We start from the raw sequence: 17618 nt of genomic DNA on the forward strand, positions 1-17618 counted from the left end.
ATCGCGGTTCAAACAGCCCCGCACAAATGGGGGCTCCATGCGAAAGAAAAACGTTCTCATCATCGTCGTTGACCAATGGCGAGCCGATTTCGTTCCGCACGTTCTGCGTGCCGACGGGAAAAACGATTTCCTGAAGACGCCTAATCTCGACCGGCTCTGTCGCGAGGGCGTGACCTTTAGGAACCATGTGACGACCTGCGTTCCCTGCGGCCCGGCCCGTGCGAGCCTGCTCACCGGCCTCTATCTGATGAACCATCGCGCCGTGCAGAACACGGTGCCGCTCGACCAGCGCCACCTCAACCTCGGCAAGGCGTTGCGCGGCGTCGGCTACGACCCGGCGCTGATCGGCTATACGACGACGGTGCCGGATCCGCGCACCACTTCGCCAAACGATCCGCGCTTCAGGGTGCTTGGCGACTTGATGGACGGCTTCCATCCAGTCGGCGCCTTCGAGCCCAATATGGAGGGTTATTTCGGCTGGGTGGCACAGAACGGCTTCGAGCTGCCGGAGCATCGTCCTGATATCTGGCTGCCCGAGGGCGAAGATGCCGTTGCCGGCGCCACCGACCGTCCGTCACGCATTCCGAAGGAATTTTCGGACTCGACCTTCTTCACCGAGCGGGCGCTGACCTATCTCAAGGGCCGCGACGGCAAGCCCTTCTTCCTGCATCTCGGTTATTACCGGCCGCATCCGCCCTTCGTCGCCTCTGCTCCCTATCATGCCATGTACCGGCCGGAAGACATGCCGGCGCCAATCCGCGCGTCCAACCCGGACACTGAGGCTGCACAACATCCGTTGATGAAATTCTATGTCGACAGCATCCGCCGCGGCTCCTTCTTCCAGGGCGCCGAAGGGTCAGGTGCGACGCTCGACGAAGCGGAACTGCGCCAGATGCGCGCAACCTATTGCGGCCTGATCACCGAGGTCGACGATTGCCTTGGCCGGGTCTTTAACTATCTCGATGAGACCGGACAGTGGGACGATACGCTGATCATCTTCACCAGCGACCACGGCGAGCAGCTCGGCGATCATCACCTGCTCGGCAAGATCGGCTACAACGATCCGAGCTTCCGCATTCCGCTGGTCATCAAGGACGCCGGCGAAAATGCACGCGCCGGTGCGATCGAAAGCGGCTTCACCGAGAGCATCGACGTCATGCCGACCATTCTCGACTGGCTCGGCGGAAAGATCCCGCACGCCTGTGACGGCCTGTCGCTGCTGCCCTTCCTGAGCGAGGGCCGGCCGCAGGATTGGCGTACCGAATTGCACTACGAATACGACTTCCGCGATGTCTATTATTCCGAGTCGCAGAGTTTCCTCGGCCTCGGCATGAATGATTGCAGCCTCTGCGTCATCCAGGACGAGCGATACAAATACGTTCATTTCGCAGCGCTGCCGCCGCTGTTCTTCGATCTGCAGCACGATCCGAACGAATTCACCAATCTCGCCGACGATCCGGCCTATGCCGCGCTCGTGCGGGACTATGCGCAGAAGGCGCTCTCCTGGCGCCTGAAACATGCCGACAGAACCCTGACCCATTATCGCTCCGGCCCCGAAGGCCTGATCGAACGCAGCCATTGATCCGACTTACCAGAGAACCCAAGGAGATATTCCCATGGTCACCTTCACCCGTCGCGGTGCTCTCGGCCTTGCCACCGGCGTCGCCAGCTCGCTGATCCTGCCGCGCTTTTCCATCGCCCAGGCCGACAACCGTCCTTCGATCACCATCGCCGTCCAGAAGATCTCGAACTCGAACACGCTGGATACGTTGCGCGAACAGTCGAATGTCGGCCAGCGCATCTTCAATTCGTCGCTGTGGGAAAGCCTGATCGGCCTCGACTGGCTCGGCAACCTCTCGGCCGTTCCGTCGCTCGCCACCGAATGGCGCCGTATCGACGACAAGACCGTCGAGCTGAAACTGCGCCAGGGCGTCAAATTCCACAATGGCGACGAGATGACGGCCGAAGACGTCGCCTTCTCCTTCAGCAAGGAACGCATGTTCGGCGATACGCAGCCGAGCACCGGCAAGACGATCTTCGTCACCGAAAAGAACCCGCTCGGCCGCGAAAGCAAGGAACTGCCGGTCGAAATTCCAGCCGTCGCCCGCCGTATCTGGCCAGCCCTGCTCGGCATCGAAATCGTCGACAAATATACCGTCCGCTTCGTCAACGGTTCGCCTGACGTGACGATGGAAGGCCGCATCTCAGTTGCCGCCAGCGCCATCGCCAATCGCCGCGGCTGGGATGAGGCAAAGAGCTATCTCGACTGGGCCCGCGCACCGATCACGACCGGTCCCTACCGCGTCGCCGAGTTCAAGCCGGACACCTACCTGATCTACGAAGCGCATGACGAATATTGGGGCGGCCGTCCTCCGGTGAAGCAGATCCGCTTCGTCGAAGTTCCGGAAGTCGCCTCGCGCGTCAATGGCCTGCTGTCCGGCGAATATCACCTCGCCAGCGACATCCCGCCGGACCAGATCGAAGGCATCGAAAAGAACGCTGCCTTCGAAGTCCAGGGCGGCATCATCACCAACCACCGCCTGACCGTGTTCGACAAGACCCATGCCCAGCTCGGCAACCCGCTGGTGCGCCGCGCCTTCACGCATGCCATCGACCGTCAGGCGATCGTCGACTCGCTCTGGGCAGGCCGCACGCGCGTTCCGGCCGGCCTGCAGTGGGATTTCTATGGCGACATGCTGGTCAAGGATTGGACCGTGCCGGAATACAATCCTGATCTCGCCCGCCAGCTCCTCAAGGAAGCCAACTACAAGGGCGATCCGATCCCGTATCGCCTGCTGAACAACTACTATACCAACCAGACCCCGACGGCGCAGATCCTCGTCGAAATGTGGGCGCAGGTCGGCCTCAACGTGCAGATCGAGATGAAGGAAAACTGGCAGCAGATCCTCGAAAAGACGCCGACGCGCGCCGTCCGCGACTGGTCGAACTCCGCAAGCTTCCCCGATCCGGTTTCCTCGATCGTCGCCCAGCACGGTCCGAACGGCCAGCAGCAACAGGTCGGCGAATGGACCAACGCCGAGATGAACACGCTGTCGACCTTCCTCGAGACCAGCACCGATCGCGCCAAGCGCCATGACGCTTTCGCCCGCATGCTGCAGATCTGCGAGCGCGAAGACCCCGCCTATACCGTTCTCCACCAGAACGCCGTCTTCACCGCCAAGTCGAAGTCGATCAATTGGAAGGCCGCATCGGCCTTTGCCATGGACTTCCGCCAGGGCAATTGGTCCTGATCAAGATCTGACGACATCAGCGAGCCGGGGGAAACTCCGGCTCGCTGCCATTTGGTGCACCGGCTATCCGGAAACCAGGCCAGCCCGACAGACACGAGCATGATGCCGAAAAGTGTGAGCGGTTTTCAGACGACATCATGCTCTCGTTCGGATCTGACGGCCGGCGGGAATGCAAGAAGGAAAGGCTGAAATGTCATTGGTCGAAATTTCCAATTTGAAGGTCGCGTTCAGCGGCGTCGAAGTCCTGCACGGCGTCGATCTGGCAATCGGGAAGGGCGAGGCGGTGGGTCTCGTCGGCGAATCCGGCTGCGGCAAGTCGGTCACCTGGCTGGCGGCACTCGGGCTCCTGCCTGGAAAGGCTTCCGTCTCCGGCAGTGTGCGTCTCGGCAGCGATCAGCTGATCGGCGCGTCGCGCACGAAGCTCGAAAGTATACGCGGCGGCCGCATCGCCATGATCTTCCAGGATCCGTCGAGCTCGCTCAACCCTGTCATCCGCGCCGGGCGCCAGATCGCCGAAGCCGTCGAACTGCACCGCGGGCTGACCGGCAGGGCCGCCCGCAACGAGGCAGTCCGGCTGATGGAAATGGTCGGCATTCCCGACGCGGTGCGCCGTTTCGACAATTTTCCGCATGAATTTTCCGGTGGCCAGAACCAGCGGCTGATGATCGCCATGGCGCTCGCCGGCAATCCTGATCTGCTGATCGCCGATGAGCCGACGACGGCGCTGGACGCGACGATCCAGGCGCAGATCCTCGATCTTCTGATTTCGATCCGCGAGGAAACCGGCATGGCGATCGTCTTCATCAGTCATGATCTCGGGGCGGTGTCGCAGATCTGCGAGCGCGTCTGCGTCATGTATGCCGGCAACATTGTCGAGAAATGCCCGACGGAATCATTGTTCCGGTCGCCGCGCCATCCCTATACGCGCGGGTTATTCGATGCCATTCCGCGTATCGATGCCGGCCGCGACCGGCTGATACCGATCCCCGGCACCGTGCCGCAGCCCGGCCGGATGCCCGGCGGCTGCGCCTTTGCGCCGCGTTGCGGCCATGCCTCGGAACTCTGTCATAACAAGGTGCCGCCGCTCGTCGCACTTGACGACGACCGTGCAACCGCCTGCTTCCATCCGCTCAGTGGCGGCGCCACCGCATCGAAGCCGAACCTCATGCAGGCACAGCAGGGAGTGGCATGGGCATGAGCGAACCTCAGCTAATCGAAGCGAACGACCTCGTCAAGACCTATACGGTGCGCCGCGGCGTCTTCGGAAAGCCGAGCCATGTCCGGGCGGTCGACGGCGTTTCACTGTCGGTCGCACCGAAGACGACGCTCGGCATCGTCGGTGAATCCGGCTCAGGAAAATCGACGATGGGCCGGCTACTGCTCGGGCTCGAAACTCCGACCGAAGGCAGCGTCCGCTTCGACGGCGAGGCGATGCCGGCACTCAGAACGCCGCGCTGGCGTAGCCTGAGGGCGCGCATGCAGCTCGTCTTTCAGGATCCGCTGGCAGCCCTCGACCGGCGCATCTCGATCGGCGCTCAGATCGGCGAACCGCTTGCCATCCATGCCGTCGGAAGCGAGGAGGGGCGGCGCGAACGTGTCGATGAACTGCTCGTCGCCGTCGGTCTTCGCCGCGATCAGGCGGAGCGTTATCCGCACGAGCTTTCGGGCGGCCAGCGCCAGCGCGTCGTCATCGCGCGCGCCATCGCCACCAATCCGGAGCTTCTGGTCTGCGACGAGCCGGTCTCGGCTCTCGACGTCTCGATCCAGGCGCAGGTGATCAACCTGTTGCGCGACCTGCAGGAAAAGCGCGGCATCGCCATGGCCTTCATCAGCCATGACCTGAAGGTCGTACGCAACATCGCCGATCGAGTCGCGGTGATGTATCTCGGCCGGATCGTCGAAGAAGCAGCTTCGGAGGATATTTTTCGCAGCCCGTTGCATCCCTATACGCAGGCACTGGTCTCCAGCGTTCCGGTTCCCGGCACGGCGCTGCGCGACCGTATCATCCTGCAGGGAGAACCGCCGAACCCCGCTGCCCGGCCTGCTGGCTGCGCCTTTCATCCCCGCTGCGGCCATGCGGTCGAGCGCTGTCGCGTCGAGACGCCCGAACTCGTCACCATCGAGGCGGGTCGCAAAGCTGCCTGCCACCTCGTCACGCCCGCATCCGTCTCAACGCTCATGGAGAGCTGAGCCATGATCCGTTTCTTCCTGATAAGGGCGTTCCGCGCGCTGATGACCATCGTGCTGGTGGTGACTTTCGCCTTCGTCGTTCTGCGCCTTTCCGGCGACCCGGCCCTGACGATCATGGGTCCGGAAGCGCCGCCGGAAGCGATCCGCGCCTTCCGTGCCGCCTGGGGTCTCGATCAGCCTATCTGGGTGCAGTATCTGCGCTATTTCGGCGCGATCGCCCGCGGTGATCTCGGTATCTCGATGCGCGACGGCCAATCGGCAATCCAGCTCGTGCTCGACCGCATTCCGGCAACGCTGGAGCTGACGATCCCGGCCCTCATCCTTAAGCTGGTGATCGGCATTCCGGCTGGCGTCTACGCTGCCCTCCATCGCGACAGCTCGACCGACCGCGCCGTTATGGCGAGCGCGGTGGTCGGCTTCACCATGCCGAGCTTCGTGCTCGGCCTCGTGCTGGTGCTGATCTTCTCCGTAACGCTCGGCCTGCTGCCATCAGGCGGCCAGGACAGCTGGATGCATGCCATTTTGCCGATCATCACCATGAGCATCGGCGGTGCCGGCATTCTTGCCCGCTTTGCCCGAAGCGCGATGATCGAGGTGCTTGGCCAGCCCTATATCCGCACCGCCAGCGCCAAAGGCACTGCTTGGCGAAACGTCGTCTGGTGCCATGCGCTGCCGAATGCGGCGATCCCGATCGTGACGATCGCCGGCTTCATGGTCGGCACGCTAATCGCCGGGGCCGTGGTTGTGGAATCGCTGTTCTCCTGGCCGGGCGTCGGCCGGCTTCTCGTCGTTGCCGTCTCCAACCGCGATCTCGCCGTCGTCCAGTGCATCCTGCTGCTGGTGGCAGCAACCATGGTGTTTTCGAATTTCGTCGTTGACATCCTTTACGGCTATCTCGACCCGCGTCTGCGCAGCAACCAGGCAAGGCATTAGGGAGCGGAATCATGACAAATATCTCTGCTCAACCGACAACCGTCATCCACGAAGTGCGCGAGAAGAAGAAGCGCGGCGTGCCCGTTTTCGTGATGATCGGTTTTGCCTGGATCGCCGTCGTGATCCTGATCGCGCTTACGGCCGACTGGATCCGGCCCTACAATATCACCGCCTTCGACCTGAAGAGCCGCCTGTCATTGCCCGGCAATGCCGCGCATTGGCTTGGAACCGACGAACTCGGCCGCGATGTTCTCTCCCGCCTCATCGTGTCGATCCGCATCTCGCTGCTGATCGCCTTCGGGGCAACGCTGATCTCAGCCTTCGTCGGCACGACGCTCGGCTTTCTCGCGGCTTATTTCCGTGGCGTCGTCGAGCAGCTCGTCGTCATGCTTGCCGATTTCCAGGCGGCCATGCCCTTCCTCATCATGGCACTTGCCGTGCTCGCCTTCTTCGGCAGTTCACTGCCGCTGCTTATCTGCCTGATGGGCTTCTACGGCTGGGAACGCTATGCGCGCATCGCCCGCGGCCTTGCCATCGCCGCCAGTGGCCAAGGTTACGCCGCCGCCGTCACGCAACTCGGCGCCAAGCCGGCCCATGTCTATCTCAAGCATATCCTGCCGAACATCGCCTCGACGCTGATCGTCTCGATGACCCTGACCTTTCCTGAGATCATCCTGATGGAAAGCAGCCTTTCCTTCCTCGGCCTTGGCGTGCAGCCGCCGATGACCAGCCTCGGCAATATGGTCGGCTACGGGCGCGAATATCTGACCCGTGCACCCTGGATCATGCTGGCGCCGTCCTTCGTCATCATGCTGACGACGCTGTCGATCAGCATCACCGGCGACTGGCTGCGCGACAAGCTCGACCCGACGATCGCCTGAGGGCCTCCGGTCGAGACTTCCATCAGCTCGCAAGAAAAACAGATCTTGAACATTCATCGCTGTTGACAACAGCGAGTAATCGATATTGTCTTGTAAAGCGCTTTACTAAACCGCTTTACAATAGGTCTAGTCAATGGCCAAGGGAACGACACCAAGCTTGAAGGATGTTGCGGCGGCCGCCGGCGTGTCGGTCACGACAGTGTCTCGCTTCGTCAACGGCAGCCTCGATCTTCCCTTTCAGACCAAGAAGCGCATCGAGGATGCGATCAAGACACTGAACTACCGGCCGAACCCGCATGCGCGCCGGTTAAGCAGGGGGCGCTCGGACACGATCGGCCTCGTCGTGCCCGATATCGCCAATCCCTTCTTCGCGACCCTTGTCGCCGCCGTGGAGCAGGCGGCCGATGAAAAGAAGCTCGCCGTCTCATTGCACGCGACGCTCAACCGGCCGGGGCGCGAAATCGAATATCTGCAGCTGATCGAGCGCAATCACGTCGACGGCCTGATTTTCGTCACCAACCATCCCGACGACGGCGCGCTTGCCGCGCTGATCAACGGCAGCGGCAAGGTCATCATCGTCGACGAGGACATTCCCGATTCGAAGGCGCCGAAGCTGTTCTGCGACAATGAGCAGGGCGGTTATCTCGCCGGCCAGCATCTGGCCGAACAAGGCCATCGCCATGTCCTCTTCATCGGCGGCGACGAGCGCATGATCAGCGCCCGCAGGCGTTATGATGGCCTGCTGAAGGCGCTCAGGGAACAGCATGGCGACGGGGCCCGGGCCGATCGTTATGCCGGCGAATATACGATCGAATACGGCCGTGCGGCTGCGCTCGACTATCTCTCCGGAGACCGAAAGGCGACGGCGATATTTGCCAGCTCCGACGAGATCGCCATCGGGCTGGTCGAGGTCTTCAGAAGCCGAGGCATCTCGATCCCAGGCGACATCTCGGTCATCGGCTTCGACGATGTCGGTCCGCTTCATCTCTTTGCGCCGCCGCTGACGGCCATCCGCCAGCCGGTGCGCCAGATCGGAAGGCGGTCGCTGGAGCTGCTTCTGGAAACCAATTGGCACGAGTGGAAACCATCCGCCTCGGAAGAACTCCTGCCTGTCGAAATCGTGGTGCGGAACTCCGTTGCGCCGCCTGCGAAATAATAATCAGCAACGTCAAAAAACCAAAAGAGGATGAGAACATGACACTGAATTTGACAAGACGAACGATGATCGCAGCCGCCGGCTTTACGGCATTGACCTTCATCGGCCTGTCCAGTGCTGCGGCACAGGAAAAGAAGACCATCGCACTGGTGCAGATCAACCAGCAGGCGCTTTTCTTCAATCAGATGAATGAGGGCGCGCAGAAGGCAGCCGATGCCGCCGGCGTCAAGCTGGTGATCTTCAACGCCAACAACGAGACGACCGCGCAAAACAGCGCGATCGAAACCTACGTCCAGGAAAAGGTCTCCGGCCTTGCCGTCGTGGCGATCGATGTCAACGGCATCATGCCGGCGGTCAAGCAGGCGGCCGATGCCGGCATTCCGGTCGTCGCCATCGACGCCATTCTGCCGGATGGTCCGCAGAAGGCACAGATCGGCGTGGACAATGCCGCGGCCGGCGCCGACATGGGCAAATACTTCGTCGACTACGTCAAGGCGAACATGGGCGGCAAAGCCAAGCTCGGCGTTGTCGGCGCGCTGAACTCGTTCATCCAGAACATCCGCCAGGAGGGCTTTGAAAAGACCCTGAAAGGTGTCGACGGCATTGAAATGGCCGGCGTCGTCGACGGACAGAACATCCAGGACAACGCGCTTGCGGCGGCCGAAAACCTGATCACCGCCAATCCTGATCTGACCGCGATCTACGCCACCGGCGAGCCGGCCCTGATGGGGGCGATCGCTGCCGTCCAGAGCCAGGGCAAGCAGGACAAGATCAAGGTGTTCGGCTGGGATCTGACTGCCGAAGCCATTGCTGGCATCGATGCCGGCTTCGTCGTCGCCGTGGTCCAGCAGGATCCGGCCGCAATGGGCGGTGCCGCCGTCGACGCGCTCGTCAAGGCCTCGGCCGGCGAAGCCGTTACCAAGACGATCTCGGTGCCGATCACCATCGTGACCAAGGAGAATGTCGAGCCATACCGGGCTGTCTTCAAATGATCGAAAGCGGACAGCGTGACATCGCTGCCGCCGGTTCCGGAGGGGTCGCACCCTTCGGAACCGGCACATCCGGCGGCACCCGATCCGACCCGCGCATCTCGCTGCGCGGTATCCGCAAGTCGTTCGGCTCGCACCAGGCGCTACGCGGCGTCGATCTCGACATCTTCCCCGGCGAATGCCTGGGCCTTGTCGGCGACAACGCCGCCGGCAAATCGACGCTGACGAAAATCATCTCGGGAACCTACATTCCCGATGCCGGCACGATTACCATGGAAGGTGAGGAGGTCCGTTTTTCCGGCCCCGCGGATGCGCGTGGGCGCAACATCGAAATGGTGTTTCAGGATCTCAGCCTCTGTGATCATATCGATGTCGTCGGCAATCTCTTCCTCGGCCGCGAGCTCAGCCGCGGGCCGTTTCTCGACACCAGGACGATGCTGTCGGAAGCGCGCAAGATGCTGGATTCGCTTGAGATCCGCATTCCGAGACTGACCAGCAAGGTCGCTCAGCTCTCCGGCGGGCAGCGTCAGGCGATCGCCATTGCGCGCGCCGCCTCCTTCAAGCCGAAGGTACTGATCATGGACGAGCCGACATCAGCACTTGCCGTCGCCGAGGTCGAAGCGGTTCTGGCCCTGATCAATCGCGTCAAGGCGAACGGGGTCTCGGTGATCCTCATTACCCACCGGCTGCAGGACCTCTTCCGGGTCTGCGACCGTATCGCAGTGATGTACGAGGGCACGAAGGTGGCCGAACGGCAGATCGGCAGCACCAATCTCGAAGACCTCGTCAGGCTGATCGTCGGTGAAGGAGCCAGACAATGACGGCTTATACGGAACGCGGCCACGGCTCACGCGTCGCCGATTTCTTCGGCGAACACGCACAGGTCCTGTCGATCGCCATTTTCTTTCTGGCCTGCATGATCTTTTTCTCGATCGGCAGCGAAACCTTCTTCACGCTCGGCAACATCCTGAACATCGTGCGGCAGGCCGCCCCCATCCTGATCGTTGCCATCGCCATGACCTTCGTCATCATCACCGGCGGCATCGATCTTTCGGTCGGCTCGCAGGTCGCCCTCGTCAATGCGGTCGCGGCGATCATCATGGCAATGGGTGTTCCCTGGCCATCCGTCGTCATCGGCATGCTCGTGTTCGGCGCCTTCATGGGGCTGGTCCAGGGCTGGTTCACCGCCTATCAGGGCATTCCCGCCTTCATCGTCACGCTTGCCGGCCTCTCGATCCTGCGCGGCTTGGCGCTCTATCTGACCCAGGGCTATTCCATCCCGATCAAGGATGCGCCGGGCTTCTTCGCGCTCGGCCGGGGTGAAATCCTCAGCTTCCCGATCCCGGCGGTCATTGCCGTCGTCATCGCCATTCTCGGTTACGTCGTCATCACCGCGACCAAATATGGCCGGCAGGTCGTGGCGGTCGGCTCCAATGCGGAGGCGGCGCGGCGCGTCGGCATGCCCGCCAAATGGATCATCGCCTCGGTCTATATCATCTCCGGCGTCGCCTGCGCGGTCGCCGGGCTGCTGATCGCCGCTCGCCTCGGTTCCGGCTCGTCCAATGCGGCCGTCGGTTTCGAGCTGCAGGTGATCGCCGCCGTCGTGCTCGGCGGAACGTCGCTGATGGGCGGACGCGGCACCATCCTCGGCACCGTGCTCGGCACGCTGACCATCGCCGTCATCGGCAACGGCCTGATCCTGATGCACATATCGCCGTTCTTCACCCAGATCGTCACCGGCGCCATCATCCTCGTTGCGATCTGGTTGAACACGCGCATCTTCACCGCCAATTTCCATTTCCGGCTGGGCAGGAAAGGATGAAGCAATGAGCGAGCAGACAGCAGAAAGCCTGTCCGAAGCGCATGTCCGCTCCGGCAAGGTGATGACCGTCACCGGTCCGATTTCGGCGGATGCGCTCGGCGTGACGCTGATGCACGAGCATATCCTCAACGACTGCCGCTGCTGGTGGCACGCGCCGAAGACGCCGGAACGGCAATATCTCGCCGAAAGCTTCGTCTGCATGGAGATCCTCGGCGAACTCAGGCAGGATCCCTTCGTCAACAAGCACAATATCACGCTCGACGACGAACAGCTGGCGATCTCCGAGCTCAAGGATTTCGCAGCAGAAGGCGGCCGCACCGTGGTGGAGCCAACCTGCAAGGGCATCGGCCGTAATCCCCTGGCGCTCCAACGCATCTCGAAAGCATCCGGTCTCAACATCGTGATGGGGGCGGGTTATTACCTCGGCTCCTCGCATCCGGAAGGCGTCGCGGCAATGAGCGTCGATGACATCGCACGGGACATTGTCCGCGAGGCGAGGCAAGGCGTCGACGGCACCGGCGTCAGGATCGGCCTGATCGGCGAGATCGGCATCTCCTCGGATTTCACCGCCGAGGAAGAAAAATCGCTGCGCGGCGCTGCGCGGGCGCAAGTGCTGACCGGGCTTCCCTTGATGGTGCATCTGCCAGGTTGGTTCCGCCTCGGCCACCGCGTGCTCGACGTGGTGGCAGAAGAAGGGGCGGATCTCCGCCACACCGTGCTTTGCCACATGAACCCGTCACATGACGACATTGCCTATCAGAGCGAGTTGGCAGAGCGTGGCGCCTTCATTGAATACGACATGATCGGCATGGATTTCTTCTATGCCGACCAGCAGGTGCAGTGCCCGAGCGACGAGGAAGCGGCGCGCGCGATCGTTCGTCTCGTCGAGGCCGGTTATCTCGACCGGATTCTTCTGTCTCATGACGTCTTTCTGAAGATGATGCTGACGCATTACGGCGGCAACGGCTACGCCTATATCCTTCGCCACTTCCTTCCCCGTCTTCAGCGGCACGGGCTCGACAGGACGGTTCTCGACGAGATGATGCGCAGCAATCCGCGCCGCGTCTTTCATGCCGGAGCGTAGCTCCATCCATTCAATCGATCACAGGTACGGCAGACCATGACAAAAAAAATCCTCCTTGTCGGCGAGAGCTGGGTCAGCTCGGCCACGCATTACAAAGGCTTCGACCAGTTCGGCAGCGTTACCTTCCATCTCGGCGCCGAACCGCTGGTGAAGGCGCTCGCCGGCAGCGCCTTCGAGCTCACCTATATGCCGGCGCATGAGGCAGTGGAGAAATTCCCCTTCGATATGGCCGGGCTCGACGCCTATGACGCCATCATTCTCTCCGATATCGGCGCCAACTCGCTGCTGCTGCCGCCGGATGTGTGGCTGCATTCGCGCACGGTGCCGAACCGTCTGAAGCTTCTGAAGGCGTGGGTTGAGAAGGGCGGCGGCCTGCTGATGGTCGGCGGCTATTTCTCCTTCCAGGGCATCGACGGCAAGGCGCGCTGGCGGCGCACCCCGGTCGAAGACACGCTGCCCGTCACCTGCCTGCCTTACGACGACCGCGTCGAGATCCCCGAGGGCACGATTGCCGAGGTGGTGAAGCCGGAGCATCCGACGATGCGGGGTCTCGACGGCGCCTGGCCGGTGCTTCTCGGCGTCAACGAGGTCGAAGTGCGCGACCGTGCCGATGTCGAGATCGTCGCCCGGCTGCCTGAGGATCAGGGCGGCCATCCGCTGCTCGTCGTCGGCACGCATGGCACTGGCCGGACGGCGGCCTGGACGTCGGATATCGGCCCGCACTGGCTCTCGCCCGCTTTCTGCGAATGGGAAGGTTACGGCCGGCTCTGGAAGAACATCCTCGGCTGGCTCACCGAAAAGCAGGCGTGAAGTCAGCGCGCCGCAGGAATTGGAAAGGGAAGGACATGCAGGAAATTTCGGACAGGCCGTCCAACGCCATCAGGGATATCTTCGGCACGGACAAGGTTCTGATCGGCATGATCCATTGCCCGGCCTTTCCGGGCGCGCCGCGCTACCGGGGAGCTGCGATGGATGCGATCTACGACGCGTGCATGCGCGACGCCGAAGCCTGCGTGGAAGGGGGCCTGCATGGGCTGATCATCGAAAATCACGGCGATGTGCCGTTCTCGAAGCCCGAGGATATCGGCCCCGAGACGACAGGCTTCATGTCGGTCGTCACCGACCGGATCGCACGCGCCGCCGGCATTCCGCTTGGCGTCAACGTGCTGGCCAATGCGCCGATCCCCGCCTTCGCCATTGCCATGGCCGGTGGCGCCAAATTCATCCGCGTCAATCAATGGGCCAATGCCTATGTCGCCAATGAAGGTTTCATGGAGGGCAGGGCCGCCGAAGCCATGCGCTACCGCTCGCTTCTGAGGGCCGAGCACATCAAGGTCTTTGCCGACAGCCACGTCAAGCATGGCAGCCACGCCATCGTCGCCGACCGCTCGATCCAAGAGCTGACACGAGATCTCGCCTTCTTCGATGCCGACGGCGTCATCGCCACCGGCCAGCGAACCGGCAATTCCGCCACGATGGAGGAAATCGAGGAAATTGGCGGGGCGACGCACCTGCCGCTGCTCGTCGGCTCCGGCGTCAACAAGGACAATATCGTCGATATTCTGAGCCGCACCAATGGCGTCATCGTCGCGTCTTCGCTGAAACATGGCGGCGTCTGGTGGAACCCGGTCGACATAGAGCGCGTGCGCGCCTTCCGGGCGGCGGCCGAACCGGGACTGGAGGGCTGAGCATGGCAGCAGAAAGCCTTTCAGACCGTATCCTGCGCGAGAACGACGCCGTCCTCGGCGCGATGCTGAGCCACCGCTTCGTCGAGGACGTCAAGAACGACAGGCTGAGCAAGGAAGCTTTCGAGCGTTATCTCGTCTATGAAGGCGCCTTTGTCGACAGCGCCATCTCGATCTTTGCCTATGCAGCAGCGACCGCCAGGACGATGCCGCAGAAGCGCTGGCTGATCGCGGTTCTCGACGCGCTTGCCAACGAGCAGATCGCCTATTTCGAGCGCACTTTCGCCAGCCGCGGGATCGACCCCTCATCCTTCGATACCCGCATTCCCGAAGTCGAGGCCTTTCGCGTGGGCATGCTTGACATCGCCCGCCGGGGTGGCTTCCTCGATACGGTCGCGGCGATGTTTGCGGCTGAGTGGATGTACTGGACCTGGTGTAGGCAAGCAGCTAACCGCCCGATCAGCGATCCGCTGCTGAAGGAATGGGTCGACATGCATGTCGATCCGAATTTCGCCGCCCAGGCACATTGGCTGAAGAATGAACTCGACATGGCAGGAGAAACGCTGGAAGAGGATGAAAAAGCGCGGCTCAGCGCGATCTTCGGCCGGGCAATGCAACTCGAGATCGATTTTCACGATGCGCCTTACCTTTAGCCTCACCTTGCGAAAGCGGATACATGCGCGCCTACATAGTCGGTAACGTCGCTATCGACGAAACCATCGCCGTTTCCGAACTTCCCGTTATCGGCGCTTCCATCCTCGGCAATGCCGGCGGAAGCGATCTCGGCGGCAAGGGCACGAACCAGGCGGTCGTCATGGCCCGCTGCGGCGTGCCGACAACGCTGGTGGCGCCCGTCGGCAGGGATGCGAGGGCCGATATGATACGCCATTACCTCGCGGACGAGCCGCTTCGGAGCGAACTGATCGAAATGGAAAATGCATCGAGCGACGTCTCGATCATCTTCCGGCTGCCGTGCGGTGAAAATGCCATCGTCACGACGACGGAATCGGCGCAGAGCCTATCCCTGTCCCATGTCAGACGGATCCTGTCGACGGCCGGTCGCGGCGATTTCATAATGCTGCAGGGCAATCTGTCCGACCAGACGACCCGCGATATCCTGGAGCATGCAAGAGAGATCGGCATGATCACCGCGTTCAATCCCTCGCCGGTGCGCTCCTTTTTCTCCGATCTTTGGGGTCTGATCGACATCGCCTTCCTCAACAAGGGTGAGGCGCAGGCCCTGACGGGAGCCACGGGCAGGGATGCAGCCGAATATCTGCTGAGCTGGGGGCTGCGCGAAATCGTCCTGACGCTGGGCGGCGACGGCGCGACGCTCGTGAACCGGCACGATAGCATCGAAGTGCCCGCCCAGATCTGCGATGTTGTGGATACAACGGGCGCAGGCGATACGTTCATGGCCGCAGCACTTGCATCCTGCGCGCTGCGCGGACAGCGGCTGGACAGGTTAGCCATCGAACACGCAGTTGCAGCCGCGGCCGTCACCGTCTCAAGACATGGAACAAGAAAGGCGTTTCCGACCATTTCCGAGCTTGAAGCGATCCTGAGATAATCCGCTCGGTATGAGCGCGCTTCATAAAATCATCATCGGCCTCTGCGAAGGGATGGGCTCCTCGCGATTCACTCCGTCATATCAGCAGCATCCGGACTTTTCTCATGACATCTTCCCCGATTTCCGCGCGTCTTTCCCCGACCGCCTCGTCCCGTCTCGTCGTGCTTGCCGAAACGGTATTGAAGGCGGGCGAAACTGCCCGTGGCTCGCTGCGGCGACGAACGTCGGCAGAAATGCTCGCCAAGGCGCCGCGCGACTATCAGACCGAAATCGATGTCGCCGTGGAGCGGATCATCGTCGACGAGATGGCGAAGGCCTTCCCGGACTATGCCATCCAGGGCGAGGAAGCCGTCGGCAACCGCACGGCGAGTCCGGACACGCCTGTTATCTACATCGACCCGATCGATGGCACGACCAATTACGCCTGGGGCATTCCGCATTTCGGCATGACGATCTCGATCGTCGAAAGCGGCAGGCTCGTCATGGGCGTCGTCTATGACGCCATGCTGGACGAGCTCTTCAGCGCCGAAATCGGCGGCGGCGCTTATCTCAACGGCGAACGCATCCACTGCGCCAATGTCGGCGACATCGAGAATGTGCTCGTCGGCGCCGGCCTGCCGATCCCCGGCCAAGTCAAGGCGGTTGCGGAAGAAACCTATTTCGAAGCCATCAAACGGCTGATGGCGAATACGGCGGGTGTGCGCCGTCTCGGCTCGGCGGCACTGTCGATTGCCTATGTCGCCTGCGGCCGGCTGGACGGATTCTTCGAGGACGGACTCGCGATCCATGATTTCGGCGCCTCAGCGCTGCTGGTCGAAGAGGCGGGCGGCATCGTCACCCGTTTTTCCGGCGCTAAGGTTGTCGGAAAGAGCGATATCCTTGCCGCCAGCAAGGCGCTGCATCCCTGGCTGCTCGAAGGCTTCCAAAGCAAGGCGTAAACGGGCGCATTCCTCCCGGTTAAACCCGCAGCAGCTCTTCGATCTCAACGTCGCCCTTTGCCGGCATCGACTGATGGACGAGCTCGTTGTCGCGGAAGACGAAAAAGCCGGCGAAACTCGGCTCGACCCTCATCCCGGCCCGGATGCGATCGTCCGGCGCCACCATCGCCTTCAGACGGCTGCCGCCGGCAAGATCGATATCGACCATCTTGTGGGTGCCGAAATCGACGGCGCGATGGACTGTCGCGGCATCCGCCCGATCCGAGGGACGGATCGTCAGCGCTTCTGGCCGGGCGGCCAGCGTCACCGGTCCGTCCTCGACGGGGATTGCAAGCGAGAAAAGCGGATGCTCGCAGACACCGTTTCTAACGCGGCTCTGGACGAAATTCATCGAGCCGATGAAACCGGCGACGAAGGCCGTCTGCGGCTGCCGGTAGATGGTGCTTGGCGGCGCGATCTGTTCGGTGCGTCCGTCGCGCATGACGACGATGCGGTCGGCGAGCGCCAAGGCTTCGTCCTGGCCATGGGTGACGAAGAGCGTGGTAATGCCGAGGCGCTGCTGGATATCGCGCACCTCCTCCCGCAGCCTTTCACGCAGATGCTGGTCGAGGCTGGCGAAGGGCTCGTCGAGCAAAAGGATCTTCGGCTCGAGCACGAGCGAGCGGGCAAGGGCGACACGCTGCTGCTGGCCGCCTGACAGTTGCATCGTCATCCGGCGGCCGTAATCGGCAAGACCGACAAGCGCCAATGCAGCCTCGACACGCTCATGGATTTCCGCTTTCGGCAGCCGGCGGAGCTTCAGGCCAAAGGCGATATTGTTGAAGACGTCCATGTGCGTCCAGAGCGCATGGCTCTGGAACACCATGCCGGTCGGGCGCCGCTCGGGCGGCAGCGTCGTCACATCCTTCGCGTCGATGCGGATCGTTCCGCCGCTCGGGCGCTCGAAGCCGCCGATCATTCTGAGAAGCGTCGACTTGCCGGAACCGGATGGGCCGAGCAGGCAGACGAGCTCACCGTCGCCGACTTCGAGCGAGAAGTCGCGAACGGCAAAGGTGGTCCCGAACAGCTTCGAAACGCCCTCGATCGCCAGATGTGCCATTCTCAAACCCTTCCCTGAAC

The 17618-nt window shown here is 62.3% G+C and carries 17 protein-coding genes; 16 read left to right on the forward strand and 1 reads right to left on the reverse strand.

Features of this window, described 5'->3' with window-relative positions; all coding sequences use genetic code 11:
• The first annotated feature begins 37 nt into the window (after positions 1 to 37).
• From pehA to G9X68_RS28510, 16 genes are all read left to right on the forward strand, one after another.
• Positions 38 to 1582: a phosphoric/sulfuric ester hydrolase PehA gene (gene pehA, locus G9X68_RS28435; RefSeq protein WP_171605229.1), complete on the forward strand. Its 1545-nt coding sequence runs from the start codon at positions 38 to 40 to the stop codon at positions 1580 to 1582.
• Between the two features lie 34 nt (positions 1583 to 1616).
• Entirely contained in the window at positions 1617 to 3251 is a 1635-nt protein-coding gene (locus tag G9X68_RS28440; RefSeq protein WP_027667137.1) for an ABC transporter substrate-binding protein, read from the forward strand.
• A 190-nt stretch (positions 3252 to 3441) separates the two neighbouring features.
• Positions 3442 to 4449: an ABC transporter ATP-binding protein gene (locus G9X68_RS28445; RefSeq protein ID WP_171605230.1), complete on the forward strand. Its 1008-nt coding sequence runs from the start codon at positions 3442 to 3444 to the stop codon at positions 4447 to 4449.
• A complete protein-coding gene (locus tag G9X68_RS28450) occupies positions 4440 to 5441 on the forward strand; it encodes an ABC transporter ATP-binding protein (protein WP_171605231.1) in 1002 nt (333 codons plus the stop codon). The genes G9X68_RS28445 and G9X68_RS28450 overlap by 10 nt, the downstream gene beginning before the upstream one ends.
• Before the next feature lie 3 nt (positions 5442 to 5444).
• Positions 5445 to 6374, forward strand: coding sequence for an ABC transporter permease (locus G9X68_RS28455; protein WP_171605232.1), 930 nt, complete (start codon positions 5445 to 5447; stop codon positions 6372 to 6374).
• Positions 6375 to 6385: 11 nt separating this feature from the next.
• Positions 6386 to 7255 carry an ABC transporter permease gene (locus tag G9X68_RS28460; RefSeq protein WP_171605233.1) on the forward strand — a complete coding sequence of 290 codons (870 nt, stop codon included), beginning with the start codon at positions 6386 to 6388 and terminating at the stop codon, positions 7253 to 7255.
• A 133-nt stretch (positions 7256 to 7388) separates the two neighbouring features.
• Positions 7389 to 8411: a LacI family DNA-binding transcriptional regulator gene (locus G9X68_RS28465; protein ID WP_171605234.1), complete on the forward strand. Its 1023-nt coding sequence runs from the start codon at positions 7389 to 7391 to the stop codon at positions 8409 to 8411.
• Between the two features lie 38 nt (positions 8412 to 8449).
• Positions 8450 to 9403 (forward strand): ABC transporter substrate-binding protein, encoded by a 954-nt coding sequence (locus G9X68_RS28470; RefSeq protein ID WP_171605235.1) that lies wholly within the window; start codon positions 8450 to 8452, stop codon positions 9401 to 9403.
• Positions 9400 to 10221, forward strand: coding sequence for an ATP-binding cassette domain-containing protein (locus G9X68_RS28475; protein ID WP_171605236.1), 822 nt, complete (start codon positions 9400 to 9402; stop codon positions 10219 to 10221). The genes G9X68_RS28470 and G9X68_RS28475 overlap by 4 nt, the downstream gene beginning before the upstream one ends.
• Positions 10218 to 11222, forward strand: a complete 1005-nt coding sequence (locus tag G9X68_RS28480; RefSeq protein ID WP_171605237.1) for an ABC transporter permease — start codon at positions 10218 to 10220, stop codon at positions 11220 to 11222. Before G9X68_RS28475 ends, G9X68_RS28480 begins: the two co-directional genes overlap by 4 nt.
• A gap of 4 nt (positions 11223 to 11226) precedes the next feature.
• Positions 11227 to 12306, forward strand: a complete 1080-nt coding sequence (locus G9X68_RS28485) for a phosphotriesterase family protein (protein ID WP_171605238.1) — start codon at positions 11227 to 11229, stop codon at positions 12304 to 12306.
• A 36-nt stretch (positions 12307 to 12342) separates the two neighbouring features.
• Complete coding sequence (locus G9X68_RS28490; RefSeq protein WP_168307755.1) at positions 12343 to 13116, forward strand: glutamine amidotransferase; 774 nt, start codon at positions 12343 to 12345, stop codon at positions 13114 to 13116.
• Positions 13117 to 13151: 35 nt separating this feature from the next.
• Complete coding sequence (locus tag G9X68_RS28495) at positions 13152 to 13994, forward strand: BtpA/SgcQ family protein (RefSeq protein ID WP_171376392.1); 843 nt, start codon at positions 13152 to 13154, stop codon at positions 13992 to 13994.
• A gap of 2 nt (positions 13995 to 13996) precedes the next feature.
• Complete coding sequence (locus G9X68_RS28500; RefSeq protein WP_171605239.1) at positions 13997 to 14644, forward strand: TenA family protein; 648 nt, start codon at positions 13997 to 13999, stop codon at positions 14642 to 14644.
• 23 nt (positions 14645 to 14667) lie between these two features.
• A complete protein-coding gene (locus G9X68_RS28505) occupies positions 14668 to 15561 on the forward strand; it encodes a ribokinase (RefSeq protein ID WP_171605240.1) in 894 nt (297 codons plus the stop codon).
• Positions 15562 to 15665: 104 nt separating this feature from the next.
• Positions 15666 to 16499, forward strand: coding sequence for an inositol monophosphatase family protein (locus tag G9X68_RS28510; protein WP_171605241.1), 834 nt, complete (start codon positions 15666 to 15668; stop codon positions 16497 to 16499).
• A 19-nt stretch (positions 16500 to 16518) separates the two neighbouring features.
• Here G9X68_RS28510 and G9X68_RS28515 read toward each other — a convergent pair whose 3' ends face one another.
• The gene (locus G9X68_RS28515) at positions 16519 to 17598 is read right to left on the reverse strand and encodes an ABC transporter ATP-binding protein (RefSeq protein ID WP_171605242.1); all 1080 of its coding nucleotides are present in this window, start codon (positions 17596 to 17598) and stop codon (positions 16519 to 16521) included.
• Positions 17599 to 17618 lie beyond the last annotated feature (20 nt).

Source organism: Rhizobium changzhiense, from assembly GCF_013087625.1.
In the GTDB taxonomy this organism is placed as follows: domain Bacteria; phylum Pseudomonadota; class Alphaproteobacteria; order Rhizobiales; family Rhizobiaceae; genus Rhizobium; species Rhizobium sophorae.